General features: G+C 72.3%; 15 protein-coding genes. 11 read left to right on the top strand and 4 right to left on the bottom strand.

What is annotated here, in order from left to right; all coding sequences use genetic code 11:
• Positions 1 to 21 precede the first annotated feature (21 nt).
• Complete coding sequence (locus ACFP2T_RS26385; protein ID WP_377425930.1) at positions 22 to 2,214, top strand: hypothetical protein; 2,193 nt, start codon at positions 22 to 24, stop codon at positions 2,212 to 2,214.
• A 15-nt stretch (positions 2,215 to 2,229) separates the two neighbouring features.
• Here the strand turns inward: ACFP2T_RS26385 and ACFP2T_RS26380 are convergent, their stop codons facing one another.
• A complete protein-coding gene (locus tag ACFP2T_RS26380; protein ID WP_377425927.1) occupies positions 2,230 to 3,276 on the bottom strand; it encodes a glucose 1-dehydrogenase in 1,047 nt (348 codons plus the stop codon).
• 167 nt (positions 3,277 to 3,443) lie between these two features.
• On the opposite strand from ACFP2T_RS26380, the gene ACFP2T_RS26375 reads away from it, so the two are divergent.
• Positions 3,444 to 4,268: an NADH-quinone oxidoreductase subunit C gene (locus ACFP2T_RS26375; protein WP_377425924.1), complete on the top strand. Its 825-nt coding sequence runs from the start codon at positions 3,444 to 3,446 to the stop codon at positions 4,266 to 4,268.
• Complete coding sequence (gene nuoH, locus ACFP2T_RS26370) at positions 4,268 to 5,233, top strand: NADH-quinone oxidoreductase subunit NuoH (RefSeq protein ID WP_377425921.1); 966 nt, start codon at positions 4,268 to 4,270, stop codon at positions 5,231 to 5,233. The genes ACFP2T_RS26375 and nuoH overlap by 1 nt, the downstream gene beginning before the upstream one ends.
• A gap of 123 nt (positions 5,234 to 5,356) precedes the next feature.
• Here nuoH and ACFP2T_RS26365 read toward each other — a convergent pair whose 3' ends face one another.
• The 3 genes from ACFP2T_RS26365 to ACFP2T_RS26355 all read right to left on the bottom strand — a co-directional run bounded on the left by ACFP2T_RS26365 (position 5,357) and on the right by ACFP2T_RS26355 (position 6,493).
• Positions 5,357 to 5,620, bottom strand: a complete 264-nt coding sequence (locus tag ACFP2T_RS26365; RefSeq protein ID WP_377425918.1) for a hypothetical protein — start codon at positions 5,618 to 5,620, stop codon at positions 5,357 to 5,359.
• A 123-nt stretch (positions 5,621 to 5,743) separates the two neighbouring features.
• Positions 5,744 to 6,037, bottom strand: a complete 294-nt coding sequence (locus ACFP2T_RS26360; protein ID WP_377425916.1) for a hypothetical protein — start codon at positions 6,035 to 6,037, stop codon at positions 5,744 to 5,746.
• A gap of 192 nt (positions 6,038 to 6,229) precedes the next feature.
• Positions 6,230 to 6,493, bottom strand: a complete 264-nt coding sequence (locus ACFP2T_RS26355) for a hypothetical protein (protein WP_377425914.1) — start codon at positions 6,491 to 6,493, stop codon at positions 6,230 to 6,232.
• Between the two features lie 441 nt (positions 6,494 to 6,934).
• On the opposite strand from ACFP2T_RS26355, the gene ACFP2T_RS26350 reads away from it, so the two are divergent.
• The 8 genes from ACFP2T_RS26350 (at position 6,935) to ACFP2T_RS26315 (ending at position 16,141) form a co-directional block, all read left to right on the top strand.
• The gene (locus ACFP2T_RS26350) at positions 6,935 to 7,564 is read left to right on the top strand and encodes a NuoI/complex I 23 kDa subunit family protein (RefSeq protein WP_377425912.1); all 630 of its coding nucleotides are present in this window, start codon (positions 6,935 to 6,937) and stop codon (positions 7,562 to 7,564) included.
• On the top strand, positions 7,561 to 8,064 hold the full coding sequence (locus tag ACFP2T_RS26345; RefSeq protein WP_377425909.1) for an NADH-quinone oxidoreductase subunit J family protein: 504 nt from the start codon (positions 7,561 to 7,563) through the stop codon (positions 8,062 to 8,064). Before ACFP2T_RS26350 ends, ACFP2T_RS26345 begins: the two co-directional genes overlap by 4 nt.
• Entirely contained in the window at positions 8,061 to 8,516 is a 456-nt protein-coding gene (locus ACFP2T_RS26340) for an NADH-quinone oxidoreductase subunit NuoK (RefSeq protein WP_377425906.1), read from the top strand. Before ACFP2T_RS26345 ends, ACFP2T_RS26340 begins: the two co-directional genes overlap by 4 nt.
• On the top strand, positions 8,513 to 10,429 hold the full coding sequence (locus ACFP2T_RS26335) for an NADH-quinone oxidoreductase subunit 5 family protein (RefSeq protein ID WP_377425903.1): 1,917 nt from the start codon (positions 8,513 to 8,515) through the stop codon (positions 10,427 to 10,429). The genes ACFP2T_RS26340 and ACFP2T_RS26335 overlap by 4 nt, the downstream gene beginning before the upstream one ends.
• 68 nt (positions 10,430 to 10,497) lie before the next feature.
• Positions 10,498 to 12,021 (top strand): complex I subunit 4 family protein, encoded by a 1,524-nt coding sequence (locus ACFP2T_RS26330; protein ID WP_377425900.1) that lies wholly within the window; start codon positions 10,498 to 10,500, stop codon positions 12,019 to 12,021.
• A gap of 13 nt (positions 12,022 to 12,034) precedes the next feature.
• Positions 12,035 to 13,651, top strand: coding sequence for an NADH-quinone oxidoreductase subunit N (locus tag ACFP2T_RS26325; RefSeq protein ID WP_377425899.1), 1,617 nt, complete (start codon positions 12,035 to 12,037; stop codon positions 13,649 to 13,651).
• Positions 13,652 to 13,761: 110 nt separating this feature from the next.
• On the top strand, positions 13,762 to 14,643 hold the full coding sequence (gene htpX, locus ACFP2T_RS26320) for a zinc metalloprotease HtpX (protein WP_377425897.1): 882 nt from the start codon (positions 13,762 to 13,764) through the stop codon (positions 14,641 to 14,643).
• 229 nt (positions 14,644 to 14,872) lie between these two features.
• Positions 14,873 to 16,141, top strand: a complete 1,269-nt coding sequence (locus tag ACFP2T_RS26315) for an MFS transporter (protein ID WP_377425895.1) — start codon at positions 14,873 to 14,875, stop codon at positions 16,139 to 16,141.
• The last annotated feature ends 23 nt before the right edge of the window (positions 16,142 to 16,164 follow it).

Raw genomic sequence — 16,164 nt, 5'->3', positions numbered from 1 at the left:
TGGCGACCGGACGGGGGCGACGTGTTCGCGGGACTGGACGAGATCGACTGGGCGTCGATGAACCACGCGTACGGGCCGGCCGTCGAGGTGCCCGAGCTGCTGCGGGGACTGGTCAGCGACGACCCCGCAGTCCGGGAGACCGCCCTCGACGGGATGGACGGTGCGGTGCACCACCAGGGCGATGTCTACGAGTGCACGCTCGCCTGTGTCCCGTACCTCTTCGAGGCGGCCACCCGGCCGGGTGGGCCCGACCGGGGCCCGATCGTGAAGCTGCTCGCCAGCATCGGCTGTGCCGAGGTCGACGACCTGGATGAGCTGTTCAGGTCGGTAGCGGCCGACGCGGACCGGGAGGGTGCGGACGAGGAGGACTGGGCGGACAACTACCGGCGGGCCCAGTTGGCGGTCGCGGCCGGTTATCCGGTGTTCCTGGAGCTGCTCGCCGACCCGGACCCGGAGGTCCGACGGGCCGTCCCCGAGGCGCTGCTGGTGTGCCGGGCCGAGGCGTCCGCGGTGCTCGGCACGCTCCGGCGGCGGCTGCCGGTCGAACCGGATCCCGAGGCCCGGACCGCCCTGGTCGAAGCGGTCGGCACGCTCGTCCGCCGGGCCGCCGCCGGCCAACTGACCACCGTGGACGAGCCGGAGTTGCGCGCGGCGACGGAGTGGCTGGTCGACCTCGTCGGCGGCTCGCCCGATCCGGCGGTCGGCGGTCGTGCAGAAGCGTCGGGCGGCGGCGATCATCTCGATCCGGTGCTGCGGCTGACCGCGCTCACCGCCGTCAGCGGCGGAACGCCGGCCATGTTGCCGGCCGATCTGGTGCCGCGCGCCCTCGCCCTGCTCGACGCGGCGTACCAGCCGGACGGGCCGGTTCCCGCGCCGGCCGGATTCCACACCGACACCCTGCGCGGTGCCGTACGCGAGCTTCGGGAAGCCGATGTCGCCGGGCGGCACAACCCACGGCTCGGCCCGGCCGTCAGCGACCTGAGCCGTGCCCTCGGTGACCGGGTGCCGGACCGGATCCAGCTCCTCGGCGCCCTGCTCCGCTCGTCCGACTGGGAACGTCGGATGGACGCCATCCGGGCCACCGGCAATCTGGTCGACGGCTGGCGGGGCGACTACCGGGATCTGGTCGCCGGGATCGGCCGGCAGTTGTCGGACCCGGATCCGCGACTCTCCCGGGCGGCGGGCCGGGTGCTCGTCCATCTCGGCGAGCTGAACCGGCCCGTGGTCGACGTGCTCGCCGAGAGCGTGGCCGGTGCGGCACCCGAGGAGTCGCACCGCCGGAACGGCGGCCCACCGGCCTGGATCACGGTGTGGCCGAGTCACGCACCCACCGTCGGCGACACGCTGAACGCCCTCGCCCGGCTCGGCGATCCACGGGCGGTCCCGCCCCTGCGGTGGGCGTTGGAGCGCGACGATCCGCCGAAGGACGTCGGCGCCGCAGTGAGTTCACTCGGTCCGACCGCCGTCGCGCTGCTGCCGCTGATCCGGCACCAGTTGCGCATCCTTCCCGAGTCGGCCTCCGATCTCGCCGTCCGCCGCCAGGACCTGACGCGCGCGGTATGCAGCTTCGGCCCGGCCGGTGCGGCGGCCCTGCCGGAACTGCTGCCGCTGGCCACCCACGAGTACGTGATCCGACCGCTCGGGCGGCTCGGCCCGGCCGCACGGGACGCCGTACCGGTGCTGCGACCGCTGCTCGACGCGCCGGAACGGGGCCTGGCGCTCGCCGCCGTCTCGTCGCTGTACCGGATCACCGCAGATCCGGCGCCGGTGCTTCCGGTGCTCGGCCGGTTCCTCGACGGCGACCGGTACGCCGCGACGGCGGCGGCCGGCGAGATCGCCGAGATCGGGCCGGCCGCCGCCGGTCAGCTTCCCCGGCTCCGCGCCCTGCTGGCGGAGCCGGACCCGCACGGTTGGCTGCACCTGCGGGCTGCGCAGGCACTCTGGCGGGTCGCCGGGGACGCCGACGCCGTCCTGCCGGTGCTGGCCGAACTGTGGGACCGCAACGTCTCCACCCGGACGACGGTGGCGACGATCTGGGCGGAGATCGGGCCGCCCGCCGCCGCCGCGTTGCCGTTGCTCCGGGCCGAGCAGGCCCGGCCCCGTCGGCACACCGCTCGGGACAACGGCTGGAGCAGCAGTCAGGTGACCGAGGACGAGGAGCTGCTGCGGCTGATGGCCGGTACGGTCGACGCGCTCCAGCCGGCCGGCGGGTAACGCCGCCCCGGGTGGTCACCGCTCGAAGTCGAGGACCACCTTGATGTCGTCGGCCTCCGGGCTGTACGCCTTCGACCACTCGCTGACCGGAACCCGTCGGGTGATCATCCTGCCGAGCCAATCGGGGTCGGCGGCGGCCAGCGCCTCGGCGGCCAGCTCCCAGTGCCGCCGGTTCGCGTTGACGGTGCCGAAAACGACGTTGTTCTCCAGCACCAACGCCCGGTTGAGCGCGCCCGCGTCGAAGTCGATCGTCCGGCCGCCCGAGGAGACACCGGTCAGGCAGACGATGCCGTTCGGCGCCGCCTGGCACATCGAGTCGAGGACCACCGGTGGGGCGCCGGTGCACTCCAGCACGATGTCGAACTCGCGGCCCAACTCGTGGACGGTGCCGGTGTGGAACTGGCCGCCGAGCGCTTCCACCAGGGCCGGCTTCTCGCCGTTGGCCGAGCGGTTCAGCACGTGCACCTCGAAGCCACGCTGCGCGGCGAGTAGGGAGGCGAGCAGGCCGATCGGCCCGGCACCGGCGACCAGTACGGTCTTCGGCTCCCAATTGGCACGGCCACCGATCCGTTCGATGTGCTCCCACGCCTTGGCCACCACGCTGGTCGGTTCGAGCAGCATGCCCAGCTCGGCCAGTTTCGGGTCGAGCCGTACGGCGAACTTCGGCGGGATCCGCCACCGGTCCCGGGCGAAGCCCTGCAACCCCTTGATGCCGTGCTCGGTGTACTGGCCGTTACGGCACATGTCCCATTCGCCGGCGGCACAGTTGGTGCAGGGTACCGGATCGGGGTACCGCACGATTCCCGCCACCAGGTCACCCGGGGACAGCGCCCCGGTGGGATCGTCGACGACCCGGCCGAGCGACTCGTGCCCGAGCACGAGTTCGGTCGAGCCGGGTGCCGGCTCGCCGTACTCGCCACGAATGATCTCGTGATCGGTGCCGCAGACGCCGACCGCGACCGCCTCGACCAGCACCGCACCCTCGTCGGCATCCGGCTCGGGGAAGTCCTCGACCAGCCGTACCGAGTTGGGCTTACCCGGAGTAACGGTTATCGCGCGCACCCGGCTCATTCTTCCCGGTCGACCCGTCCGGTACGCCCGAACCGAGCTTTGTGGCACGGCAATCTCCGTCGCGCCGACCGAGGTTGGCCCGGTTCGGAGCGATCCGGGCCGGCTCCGCCGGTCGATGGCCGGCGACGTCCGGGCCGGATGGCCATAGGATCGCGGGCATGACGCCGGAACAGGTCGGTAACCGGTTGGCCGCCCTGCTCGCCCACCCGGGCGCGACGGAGGAGACACCCGCGGCCCCGGGCGCGACGCACGCTGGCCCCACCGTGGGCGCCCAGGCGCAGGTGTCCGGCGGCCAGGTGTCGGTCGGCCAGTCCGGCGGCCAGGCGTACGCGCGGGCGACCGTAGACGTTCCGCCGGCCAGTTGGCGGGACGCCGTCCGGGCCGCCCGGGACGATGCCGAGCTGGCCTGCGACTTCTTCGACTGGCTCTCCGCCGTCGACGAGCTGGCCGACGGGTTCGACGTGGTCGTGCACCTCTGGTCGACCGCGCACCGGCACGGCGTACTGCTCCGGACCCGGGTGCCCCGGGACGCCGCCGCCATCCCGTCCGTGGTGGACCTGTTCCCCGGGGCGGCCTGGCACGAGCGGGAGACCCACGAGATGTTCGGCATCGACTTCGAGGGGCACCCCGACCTCGCACCGCTGCTGTTGCCGCCGGAGTTCGAGGGGCATCCGCTGCGCAAGGAGTTCGTCCTCGCCTCCCGGGTCGCGAAGGCCTGGCCGGGCGCGAAGGAGCCCGGCGAGTCCGAGGCAGGTACGACGCGCCGACAGGCGATGCGGCCACCGGGCGTACCGGCTCCGGGCGAGTGGGGTCCGGCGGCGGCCGTACCCGGAACCGAGAGCCCGCCGGAGCGGCCGGCCCGGCGCCGTCCCACGGCCGGCCCGCCCGGCCGCCCGTCCCCGGCCGCGACCAGACCAGAGGGCGAACCGGAGCCGGGGCCGCCGGCTCGGCCCGACGCGACCGACGGCAGCGGAGGTTCCTGATGCCGCTCTGGCTGGAGTTGCTGATCCGGGTCGGCGGGGTGGTCGCCGCGTTCCTGGTCCTGCCGCTGGTCGTGGGGCAGGCCGAACACAAGGTGATGGCGCACATGCAGGGCCGGCTCGGCCCGATGTACGCGGGCGGGTTCCACGGCTGGGCCCAGCTCATCGCCGACGGGGTCAAGTTCGTGCAGAAGGAGGACATCACGCCCCGCGAGGCGGACCGGGCGGTGTTCCGGCTCGCTCCCGTGGTGGCGCTGGTGCCGTACCTGCTGGCCCTGCTGGTCATTCCACTCGGCCCGAACGACCTGGTCGGGCAGCCGCTGGACATCGGGCTGTTCTTCGTGCTCGCGGTGGTCGGGATAGGGGTGGTCGCCGTACTGATGTCGGCCTGGGCCTCGGCCAACAAGTACAGCCTGCTCGGTGGGATCCGGGGCGCGGCGCAGCTGCTCGGCTACGAACTGCCGCTGGTGCTCGCGGCGGCCAGTGTCGCGATGGCCGCCGGTACGTTGAGCCTGCCCGGCATCGTCACCGCCTGGGAGCCGTGGTGGCTGCTCTGGCAGGCGCCCGCGATGATCGTCTTCTTCATCGCCGGGGTCGCCGAGATCCGCCGCCCGCCGTTCGACATGCCGATCGCCGACTCCGAGCTGGTCTTCGGTTACATGACCGAGTACACCGGCCTGCGGTTCGCGTTCTTCCTGCTCGCCGAGTACGTCGGGATCGTGGTGATCGCCGCGCTGACCACCGTGCTCTTTCTCGGTGGCTGGCAGGGGCCGTTCGGCGACGAATACCTCGGCTGGCTCTGGACCCTGATCAAGGTGTTCCTGGTTTCCTTCGTGATCATCTGGTTCCGGGTGACGTACCCGCGACTGCGGGAGGACCAGTTGCAGCGGCTCTGCTGGCTGGTGCTGGTGCCGGTGGCGCTCGGCCAACTCGTCCTGACCGTCGGAGTCAGGCTCGCCCTCGACTGACGGCATCTCCGTCACCGCTCCGGTGCGGTCGCTGCCCGATGATCCGGGATCGTGGAGTCGGGCCGTCGTTGCCGCGACGGTCCGACTCCACGACCCCGGATCCTGACTGCCCGGTCCGGGGACTCAGGGGCGGTCCGATGCCGGGGGATCGGGGAGCGGTAGCGGGTTTTGCCGGCACCATTCCATCGCTACCGCGCCCTTGAAGCACCGGCCCTCCGGGCCGGCCCGTTCGCCGCACGCCTGACATAACCCGCCGATCATCCGATGCCGCCGCAGCACCTCGACCAGGTGTGTCCAGACGATCTCCGGCGGAATCGGCTCCCCGTGGGCCGCGACCTCCAGATGGCCAGTGAGAATCAGTGCCTCTCGGGAGTCGAGTCGCTCCACCAGCCTCGCATCTCCTCGTCGCGGTGCGCCCAGCGATGACCGGGCGGCAGTACGCAGGTTCGGCCGTTAGTTCGGTTGGTCGCGCCGCACTCCGGGTCCAGCGCGCGTGGTGGCTCGGCGCCCTCAACCACGTCGCCAGATGTCACGCCGATTCCTCCCGGACGACTCTGCCGGCGAATGCGGACCCGTCAGCGTGGACAGCTCGTTCCGCGCTGGCACGGCGCCGCTCAGCCGCCGCTCGGCGACCTCACGGATCCAGCACCACCCCGACTCGCCCACCGCCGAGTCGCAGCTCAGGCAGTGGCCGTTCAGGGGTACGTGTCGGTCGGCCACGTCGGCCATCGCCTCCAACTCGGCCCCAGCCGGTACGGCCTCGCGCGTGTCGAACAGCGCGACGGAGTCGGCGGTCAACCGCATCGTCGTGGTCCTTTCCGTCGCCGTGGCTTCCACCGAGCAGTGTGCGGCTCCCGAGTGGGGACCCCTCACCCTCGTTGTCCGTCATGGCTGGCCCGGCTCCGGCCGAGTGGACAGGTAGCGACTGCTGACGGAGCAGAGCCGGACCGCCACTCACTTTGTGGTTGCTGCTGCCAGTTGTCAACTAGCAACTTGTCAACCACGCAAGTTGCTGATTGATTTCCACCAGAACGGGAAGATCCCGCCGTGCGGTTGATGGGAATGGCCGAGGTGGTCGAACGACTCGGCGTGTCCCGACAGCGTGTCGGCCACTTGATCGAACGGCCAGACTTCCCACGCCCCATCGCCGTGTTGAAGGCCGGCCGGATCTGGAATGCCGACGACATCGAGGCGTGGATCACCGAACATCAGCCCTGGAAAGCCGGCGAGTAATCCGCTTCGGCTGTCTCCATTGATCACGTGAAATTTGGCTCGTTATAGCCGGCCGGACTTTACGCGATCATGGAATGGGGCACCGAGTGCCTAGAGGTGCCGAGGGGTCAGGCGGCTGATCGGTACACGTAGACCTCGTCCATTGGGCGATCCGGTGGGTGTGCACGACCAGCCCGCCGTCGGTCTCGATGCGTCAGCAGTAGGGGGCTCCATCGAGAAGCTCGCGGCGGTGGCCGTCGTCGGGCAGGGCGTCGAGGTAGTCGGTGGTCCAGCCGCCGGCCGGCGGGTAGGGATCGCTCAGGGCCGCGGTCATGGTGCTGCTCCTCGTCGCGGGTGGGTGGCGGTCACCCAGAGCCACGGTACCGCCTCAACTGGCCGGGGGTGGTCGCGCCGGGACGGCCGACACGGCAGGATGGGGCGCATGAGCGAGCGCAGCGAGGCCGCGCCACGCACCGGCGGGGCGAGGATATGAGCATCCCGGGCGAGGGGCTGGCAAAGGGGCTGGCCGTCACCCTGAAGACGATGACCCGTCGCTCGCACACCCAGCAGTACCCCGACGTCGCCCCCGAGCTGCCGCCACGCTCCCGGGGCGTCATCGCGCTGTCGGAGGAGAACTGCACGGTCTGCATGCTCTGCGCCCGGGAGTGCCCGGACTGGTGCATCTACATCGACTCCCACAAGGAGGAGGTGGCGGTGCCCGGCGCGGCCCGGCCGCGTCAGCGCAACGTGCTGGACAAGTTCGACATCGACTTCTCGCTCTGCATGTACTGCGGCATCTGCATCGAGGTCTGCCCCTTCGACGCGCTCTACTGGTCCCCGGAGTTCGAGTACGCCGAGTACGACATCCGGAACCTGCTGCACGACAAGGAGCACCTCGGGGAGTGGATGGCCACCGTGCCGCCGCCGCCCGCGCACGACCCGAACGGTGAGCCGGCGAAGGAGGAGGCCGCCGCGCGCAAGGCGGCCACGTCCGGCGCGGCCGGAGACCGGTCGGCCGGCCCGGCGGTACGCACCCAGCGCCCGGCCCGCCCTGCGTCCGCTCCGCCGGCTGCCGACCGTCCCAGTTCGGCTCCACCAGCGAATGAGGAGCCGCCGTGACGGCCGCGGACCTCCTGATGATCGCCCTGGGGGCGGTCGCGGTCGGTGCCGGCGTGCTGGTGGTGTCCACCCGGCACCTGGTCCGGGCCGGCCTCTACCTGGTGGTGTGCCTCGGCGCGGTCGCCGGGCTCTACCTCGTGCTCACCGCCGAACTAGTGGCCTGGGTGCAGTTGCTGATCTACGTTGGTGCGGTCGTGGTGCTGCTGCTCTTCGCGGTGATGCTGACCCGGGCACCGATCGGCGCCGCCGACGACCTCGACCGACCCGGCTGGCCGGCCGCGCTGATCGGTGGCGGGAGCGGGCTGGGCCTGGCCGCCCTGCTGGTCGACGCGTTCCGCTGGTCCATAGTCGACCTGCCGGCGCCGGGGACCGCCGAGCGGTTGGGCACCGAACTCTTCCAGTCCTGGGTGCTGCCGTTCGAGGTGCTCTCCGTACTGCTGCTCTCCGCCCTGGTCGGTGCGATCGCGATCAGCGTACGGATTCCGGGGCGGCGGCAATGAGGCCCGTCATCCCGTACGTCATCGCCGCCGCCCTCTTCGGACTGGGCGTGTACGGCGTACTGCGCCGCCGCAACGCCGTCCTGGTGCTGATGGCGGTGGAGTTGATGCTCAACGCGGTCAACCTGCTCCTGGTCACCGCGAACGCCGCCCCGCTGCACGCGGCCCTCGGCACGGCGGCACCGGCCGGCAGCCCCGGCGCCCCCGGCACCGTCGACGCCGGTGCGCTGCCGTTCACCGGACAGGCGTTCACGCTCTTCGTCATCGTGATCGCCGCCGCCGAGGTCGGGGTGGGGCTGGCGATCGTGCTCCAGCTCTACCGGCTGCGCGGCACGGTGGCGATCGACGACGTACGCCTCGACGAGCACACCCCCGACGCCGGTCCACGGGCGATCATGGAGGCGCCGGCGAGGACGGGAGCGGCGATGGGGCCGGCGACGGGACCGGTCCGATGACCGGCGCACAGACGCTCGGCGCGCTGCTGCCGACCGTACCCTTCGGACTGGCCCTGGTCGGGCTGCTGCTGCCGCAGCGGTCCCGGGCGGTCGCGGCGGGCCTCGGCATCACGGGCGCGGCGGCGGCGCTGGTCTGCGCGGTGGCGCTCGCCATCACCATCGACCACGGGATCACCGAGTCGGCCGCCGAGTGGATCGATTTCGGCGGGCTGTCGGTCACGCTCAGCGTCCGGCTCGACCCGGCCACCGCGCTGGTGGCGATCGCGGTGGCGGTGGTGGCGCTGGCCGTGCAGGTCTACTCGGTCGGCTACCTGCACGACGACGACCGGTACGCCCCGTACGCCGCGCAGATCAGCCTCTTCACCGCCGCGATGCTGCTGGTCGTGGTCGCCGGTGACCTGATCATGTTGCTGGTCGGCTGGGAGGTGATGGGCATCTGCTCCTATCTCCTCATCGGCCACGACCGCCGGCTGCCGGAGGCGCCCGCCGCTGCCGTGAAGGCGTTCCTGGTGACCCGGGTCGGCGACGTCGGCTTCCTACTCGGCATCGTGGTGCTCGGCGTCTCGGCCGGGAGTTTCCGGATCTCCGACGTGCTGGCCCACGATTTCAGCCCCGGTACGCTGACCGCCGCCTGCCTGCTCCTGCTCGCCGGAGTGGCCGGAAAGAGCGCCCAGTTCCCGCTGCACACCTGGCTGCCGGACGCGATGGCCGGCCCGACACCGATCTCGGCACTGATCCATGCCGCGACGATGGTGGCCGCCGGGATCTACGCGGTGACCCGGCTCTTCCCGCTGTTCGAGCGGGCGCCGGCCGCGCTGGCGGTGCTCGGCGTGATGGCCGCGGTCACCCTGCTGCTCGGGGCGCTCGCCGCCACCGCGCAGGACGACATCAAGCGGGTACTGGCCTGGTCGACCGTCTCCCAGCTCGGCTACATGGCCGGGGCGCTCGCCGTCGGCTCGCCGCCCGCCGCACTGTTCCACCTGCTCAGTCACGCCGCCTTCAAGGCGCTGCTGTTCCTCGCCGCCGGAGCGGTGATCCACTCCGTCGGCAGCAACCTGATGTCCGCGATGGGCGGGCTGCGCCGGCCGATGCCGGTCACCTTCTGGTGTACCGCGATCGGGTTGGGCGCGCTGGCCGGGGTGCCGCCGCTGGCCGGGTTCTGGAGCAAGGACGGCATCCTGGTCGTCGCCGAGCAGGCGGCCCGGCACCACACCGGCCCGGCCGCCGCCTGGGTGGGCTGGCTGGTCTGGATCGCCGGGCTGGTCGGGGTCGGCCTGACCGCCTGGTACGCCGCCCGCCTGCTGCTGCGTACCTTCCTCGGCGCGTCCCGCGCCCAGACCCACCCGATGGACGAGTCGGCCGGCATCGACGCGCCGGCCACCACACCGGCGCACACCCCGGTCGGTACGCCGCACGATCCGCCCGGACTGCTGCGCTGGCCGGTACTGCTGCTCGCGGTGCCGAGTGTGGCGCTCGGCTTCGCGGTCTTCGTCGCCCCGTTCCGGTCCGCGCTCGCCCTGGACGAGGCACACCTGGACGCCTTCCTGATCATCCCGGTGGCGCTGCTGCTGCTCGGGGCGGGCCTCGCCTGGTGGCGCTGGCGGGCCGATCCGGCCGCCGATCCCGCGACCGGCCTGGGTCCGCTGCGCCCGGCCTTCGCCCGGGCCTTCTGGCTCGACGAGGTCCAGCACGCGCTCGTCGTACGCCCGGTGCGGGCGCTCGGCCGACTCGCCCGCCGGATCGACGAGACGGTGGTGGACGGCGCGGTCGAGGGGACCGGTCGGGGTACGACGGGCCTGGGTGGCGGGCTGGACCTGCTGCACCGGGCCGGGGTGCCCCGGGCGGTGGTCGCGGTGCTGGCCGGGGCGCTGCTGCTCGGCATCGCCGCCGTGGCACTGGGAGGCTCGGCATGAGCGAGCGGGGAGCCTCGGCATGAGCGAGCTGGGATGCTCGGCATGAGCGGACGTGGCGGGGTGTCGGCATGAGTCTCGGCGCGGTCGGACTGGTCGCCGTACTGGCGCTGCCCGCACTGGGCGCGGCGGTGCTCGCCGTACTGCCGGCCCGGGTGGACCGGGCGGCCCGGATCACCGGTACGGCCTTCGCCGCGGCCGCCTTCGTGATCAGTGTGCTGCTGGCGCTCGGCGCCCACGACAACTGGTTCGGCTACCGGCCGCGGACCGCCGGCGGACCCGGCGTACGGCCGTGGCACGAACTCGACCTGACCTGGGTACCCGGACTCGACCTGCGGTTCCACCTCGGCGTCGACGGCGTGTCCTATCCGCTCGTGGTGCTGACCGCGCTGCTGACCCTGCTCTGCTGCGCGTACACGGCGTGGCGGGTGCCGGCACCGGGGCGGGGCCGGACCCTGGTCGCGCTGCTGCTGATCGTCGAGGTCGGCATCCTGGGCACCTTCCTCGCCCTCGACCTCGTGCTGTTCTTCCTGTTCTTCGAGGTCGTGCTGCTACCGATGTACGCGATCATCGCGATCTGGGGTGGCGAGGACCGGCAGCACGCGGCCCGGAAGTTCGCCCTCTACACCCTCTTCGGCTCGGTGCTGCTGCTCGTCGGCGTCTTCACCGTGGTCACCGCCGCCGGCACCGCCGACCTGGTCGACCTGACGGGTGGCGGCGAGCTGTCCCGGGGCACCCAGCTGGCCGCCTTCACCCTGCTCGCGATCGCGTTCGCGGTGAAGAGTCCGCTCTGGCCGCTGCACTCCTGGCTGCCGGACGCGCACACCCAGGCACCGACGGTGGGCAGCGTCATCCTGGCCGGGGTGCTGCTGAAGATGGGCACGTACGGGCTGATCCGGGTCGCGGTCGGAGTCGCCCCCGAGGGCGCCCGGTGGGCCGCACCGGTGCTCGGGACGCTCGCCGTGGCGGCGATCATCGTCGGCTCGCTGGTCTGCCTGGCGCAGAGCGAGTTGAAGCGACTGATCGCCTACTCCAGCGTCGGGCACATGGGTTTCGTGCTGCTCGGGGTCGCCACGCTGACCGCCACCGGCATCCAGGCCGCCCTGATCGGCAACATCGCGCACGGCGTCATCACCGGACTGCTCTTCTTCCTCGCCGGAGCGATCAAGGACCGCGCACACACCGGAGCGCTGGCCGAACTGGGCGGGCTGCGCGAGAGCACGCCCCGGCTGGCCGGTCTGCTCGGCTTCGCCGCGATCGCCTCGCTCGGGCTGCCCGGACTCGCCGGGTTCTGGGGGGAGGCGTTCGCGGTGGTCGCCGCGTGGCGGGTCGGCGGACCGCTCTGGACCACGCTGGCGGTGCTCGCCGCGCTGGGCGGGGCGCTCACGGCGGCGTACCTGCTGCGGCTGCTGCGTCGGGTCACCCACGGGCCGGCAGCTCCGGCGGTGCTGACCCTGACGCCGGGGCTGACCGGAGCCGAGCTGGCCGCCTGGGGACCGCTGGTGCTGCTCGCCCTCGCGATCGGGTTGGCCCCGACACTGGTGCTCGGCTACGCCGAGGTGCCGGTCGGGGCGCTGCTGGAGGCGATCCGATGAGTCCCGTTACCCGGTGGATGCCGTGATCCAGACCGTCGACAACGTGGCACTGCTGCCGGCGTACCTGGCGGCCGGTACCGCCGTACTCGTGTTGCTGGCCGACCTGCTGGTCGCCCGGCGCGGCGCGACGGTGGCGGTCTTCGCCGTCGGGGCGGCCGCCACCGCGCTCGGCGCGGTCCTGGTCGGCGCCGCCGGTACGCGTCGGACATTCTGCGTCGGCGACGCCTGCTCCTATCTGGCAGGTGGTCGGGCGGCCCTGGTCGGTTGCCTGTTCGCGCTGCTCATCCTCGGGGTGCTGGCGCTCTCCGCACCGCTGCTGCGGGCCGGCGAGGTGCCGCCGGGGGAGTACTGCTTCCTGCTCGCCTGCTCGATGACCGGCGGTGTGGTGCTCGGCGCGGCCGGCGACCTGATCACCCTGGTCGTGGCGCTGGAGACGCTGACGCTGCCGCTGTACGTGCTGGTCGGGCTCCGGCACCGCAGCGTGGCCGGTGCCGAGGCGGCGCTGACCTTCTTCGTGGTCAGTGTGGTGGCGACCGCGGTGACCCTGCTCGGCGCCGCGCTGCTCTACGCGGTCACCGGCGCGGTGCACCTGAGCCGGCTCGGTGCCGTCTTCGGAGTCGAGGGGTCGGCGGTCGAGGGGTCGGCGGTCGACGCGTCCGGCGGGGCGGTGGCGGTCGATCCGGGGCTACTGGACCTGCCGCTCACCGTGGTCGCGGTCGCGCTGGTGGTGCTCGGGCTGGCCTTCAAGGTGGCGGCGGTACCGTTCCACGCCTGGGCCCCGGCCACCTACGACGGGGCGCCGGTACCGGTGGCCGCGTACCTCTCCACCGCCTCGAAGCTCGGTGGGGTGGTCGCGCTGCTCGCGGTCACCGCGACCGCGCTGCCGGCGAGCGTCACCGGGCCGGTGCTGGCGGCGGTGGCCGTACTCACCATGACCGTCGGGAACCTCGTGGCGCTGCGGCAGCGCCGGATGGTCCGGCTGCTGGCCTGGTCGTCGGTGGCCCAGGCCGGCTACATCGTCGCCCCGCTGGGCGCGCTGGCGTTGTCCGCCGGCCGGACCCCGGAGGCGTTCGACACGGCGGTGGCCGCCGCGGTGGCGTACACGGTCTTCTACGTGGTGCTGGAACTGGCCGCCTTCGCGGCCGTCGTCGCGCTGCGCCCGGCGGTGGCCGACGGCGGCGAGATCGAGGACTACCGGGGCGCGGCCCGGCGCCGGCCGTGGGTCGGCGCGGCGTTCGTGCTCGCGCTGGTCGGGCTGGCCGGACTGCCGCCGGGGCTGGCCGGACTGTTCGCGAAGGTCACCATCGTGCGGTCGCTGCTGGACGGTGGAGCCGGCTGGCTCGCCGTGGTGGTGGCGCTGAACGCGGTGGTCGGGCTCGCCTACTACGTACGGGTCGCCGCGATGCTCTACGCCTCGGAGCCGGTGGCGCCCCGGGCCGGGGATGCCGCCGCCGCGCCGGTCGTCCCCGCCGACCCGGGCGCCCCGGCCCTGCCCGTGGGCGCACCCGTGCCGTCGGCCGGCCCGGTCCGGCCGAGCTGGGCGGTTGTCGCCGCGCTGGCCGTCGCCACCGTGGTCGCGATCGTCGTCGGGTTCGCCCCACAACTCATCCTGGACGTCGCCGGACTGTGACAATCGTTCGCTTTCCCAGGTAACTCACAGTCATATCTGGATTGTTGACGGGGTATCCCGTTGTTGAACCGGTCAGCGGGTCCACCTACCCGCGCACCGAAGGAGTTACCGTGCATAGCCATCACAACCGGCTCAAGACGGCCGCGCTACTTGGCCTGCTCACCGCTCTGATCCTCGGCGTCGGTTACTGGTTCGGCGGAAGTGGCGGTCTGGTGATCGCCGTACTGCTGTCGCTGGCCATGAACGCCGGCAGCTACTTTTGGTCGGACAAGCTCGCGCTGCGGTCAATGCGGGCGCAACCGGTCACCGAGGCCGAGTTCCCCGCGCTGTACCAGATGGTCCGGGAGCTGGCCACCGAGGCCGGTCAGCCGATGCCCCGGCTGTACGTCAGCCCGACCATGCAGCCCAACGCGTTCGCCACGGGACGCAATCCCCAGCACGCGGCGGTCGCCGTGACAACGGGCATCACGCAGATCCTGGACTACCGGGAGCTGCGGGGCGTCATCGGTCACGAGTTGTCCCACGTCTACAACCGGGACATCCTGATCTCCAGCGTCGCCGCCGGCCTCGCCGGCATCATCACCACGCTCGCCTACCTGGCCTGGTTCATTCCGCTGGGCGGCGGGGACGACGAGGACTCGCCGAACCCGGCGGCCCTGCTGCTGATGCTGATCCTCGGCCCGATCGCGGCCTCGGTCATCCAGTTGGCGATCAGCCGTAACCGCGAGTTCCAGGCGGACGCCTCCGGCGCGACCCTGACCAAGGACCCACTGGCCCTGGCCAGCGCCCTCCGGAAGATCCACAACGGGACCCAGCGGATGCCGCTGCCAGCCGACAACCGGCTGACCAGCACCGCCCACCTGATGATCGACAACCCCTTCCGGGGTGGTGGGATGGCGAACCTCTTCTCCACCCACCCGAAGATGGAGGAGCGGGTACGCCGCCTGGAGCAGATGGCCGTCAACAGCGGTCCGGTCCAGTTCCAGCGCTGACCTGCCCTCGTTCCCGCCCGTAAGCCAGTCGGCCCCCGGCTCCTACGAAAGTAGCCGGGGGCCGACTTCGTACGTCCTCAGCGGTACCAGTGCATATGCGTCGGGTGCATATGCGTCGGGTTCGGGTGGTGACGTAGCGCCTAATCCGGTTCAACCCGTGCAGGGCTCACGTTAGGGTCGGTAGGTCTTCCGCTCGTTACCGTACGACCGACCCGAGGGGGTTCCACCCGTGACCGCGCTGCGTCAGTACCTGGGAGTCTGGCGGATTCCAGGTGCGCCGATGCTGCTGATCGCCGGCATCGTCGGCCGGCTCGGTATCGGCATGACCCCACTGGCGCTGCTGATGGTCGTCGAACAGGTCACCGGCCGGTACGCGCTGGCCGCCGTCGCCGGTGGGGTGTACGCACTCGCCGGTGCCGCGCTGAGCCCGATCGCCGGCCGGATCGCCGACCGGGTGGGGCCGAGCCGGGTACTGCTGATCACCGCCGTGGCGCATCCGGTGGCGCTGATCGGGCTGCTGCTCGCCAGCCGAGCCGGCTCGGACGGCTTGACGCTGATCTTCATCGCCTCGGCGGTGGCCGGGGCGACGTACCCGCCGTTGACCGCCGCCATCCGGGGTGCCTGGAACGACCTCACCGACCCCGCCTCCGGCCGGTACGCCCTGCGTAACACCGCACTCGCCGCCGAGACCTCGCTGTTCGAGCTGGTCTTCGTCATCGGCCCCACGCTGGTCGCGGTCTTCGTACTGGTTGCCGATGCTGCGGCGGCACTGATCGGGGCGGCGGTGGTCACACTGATCGGTACCGCCATCGTGGCCCTCGGCCCGGTGATGCGCGGTTGGCGCCCGCACCCGACCGACAGCCACGCCAAGGGCCTCGGCCCGCTGCGGGTGGGCGGATTCCCCGCCCTGCTGTTCTGCGTGGCCGGACTCGGCATCGCGTTCGGCGCGGCCGGGGTGGCCGTCCCGGCGTACGCCTCCGCGCACGACGTGGACAACGCGGAGAGCGTCGCCGGAATCCTGCTCGCCATGTGGGGCACCGGCAGCGCGATCGGCGGCGTCTGGTTCGGCACCCGCAAACCGTCCCGCAACGCCGCCCGGCAGTTCGCCCAACTTCTCGGCCTGCTCGCGGCCACCTTCGCGGTCTTCGCGGTGATGCCCGGTCCGATCGCGCTCGGCGTCGCGCTGGTGGTCGGCGGTGCGACCATCGCCCCCGCACTCACCCTGGAGAACACCATGGTCGGGCGGATCTCGCCGGCCAGCATGCTCAACGAGGCGTACACCTGGGTCGTCACCGTGGCGGTCGCGTCCAGTGCCGCCGGTGGCGCCGGAGCCGGGATCCTGGCCGACCAGGTCGGCGTACCGTGGGCGTTCCTCTTCGCCGGTGCGGCGGTGGCGGCCGCCGCAGTGGTCGCGGCGATGCCCGCCGGCTCGATCGCCCGAGCCGAAGCCCAAGCCGAGGTACGCCTGGAGCAGGCCCTCGCCGCCGACCCGACGTAGCTCGGGGCGGCGGACGGGGGCCG

The organism is Plantactinospora solaniradicis (assembly GCF_042658085.1).
Classification (GTDB): Bacteria; Actinomycetota; Actinomycetes; order Mycobacteriales; family Micromonosporaceae; genus Plantactinospora; species Plantactinospora solaniradicis.
This window is presented reverse-complemented; position numbering and strand designations above follow the sequence as displayed.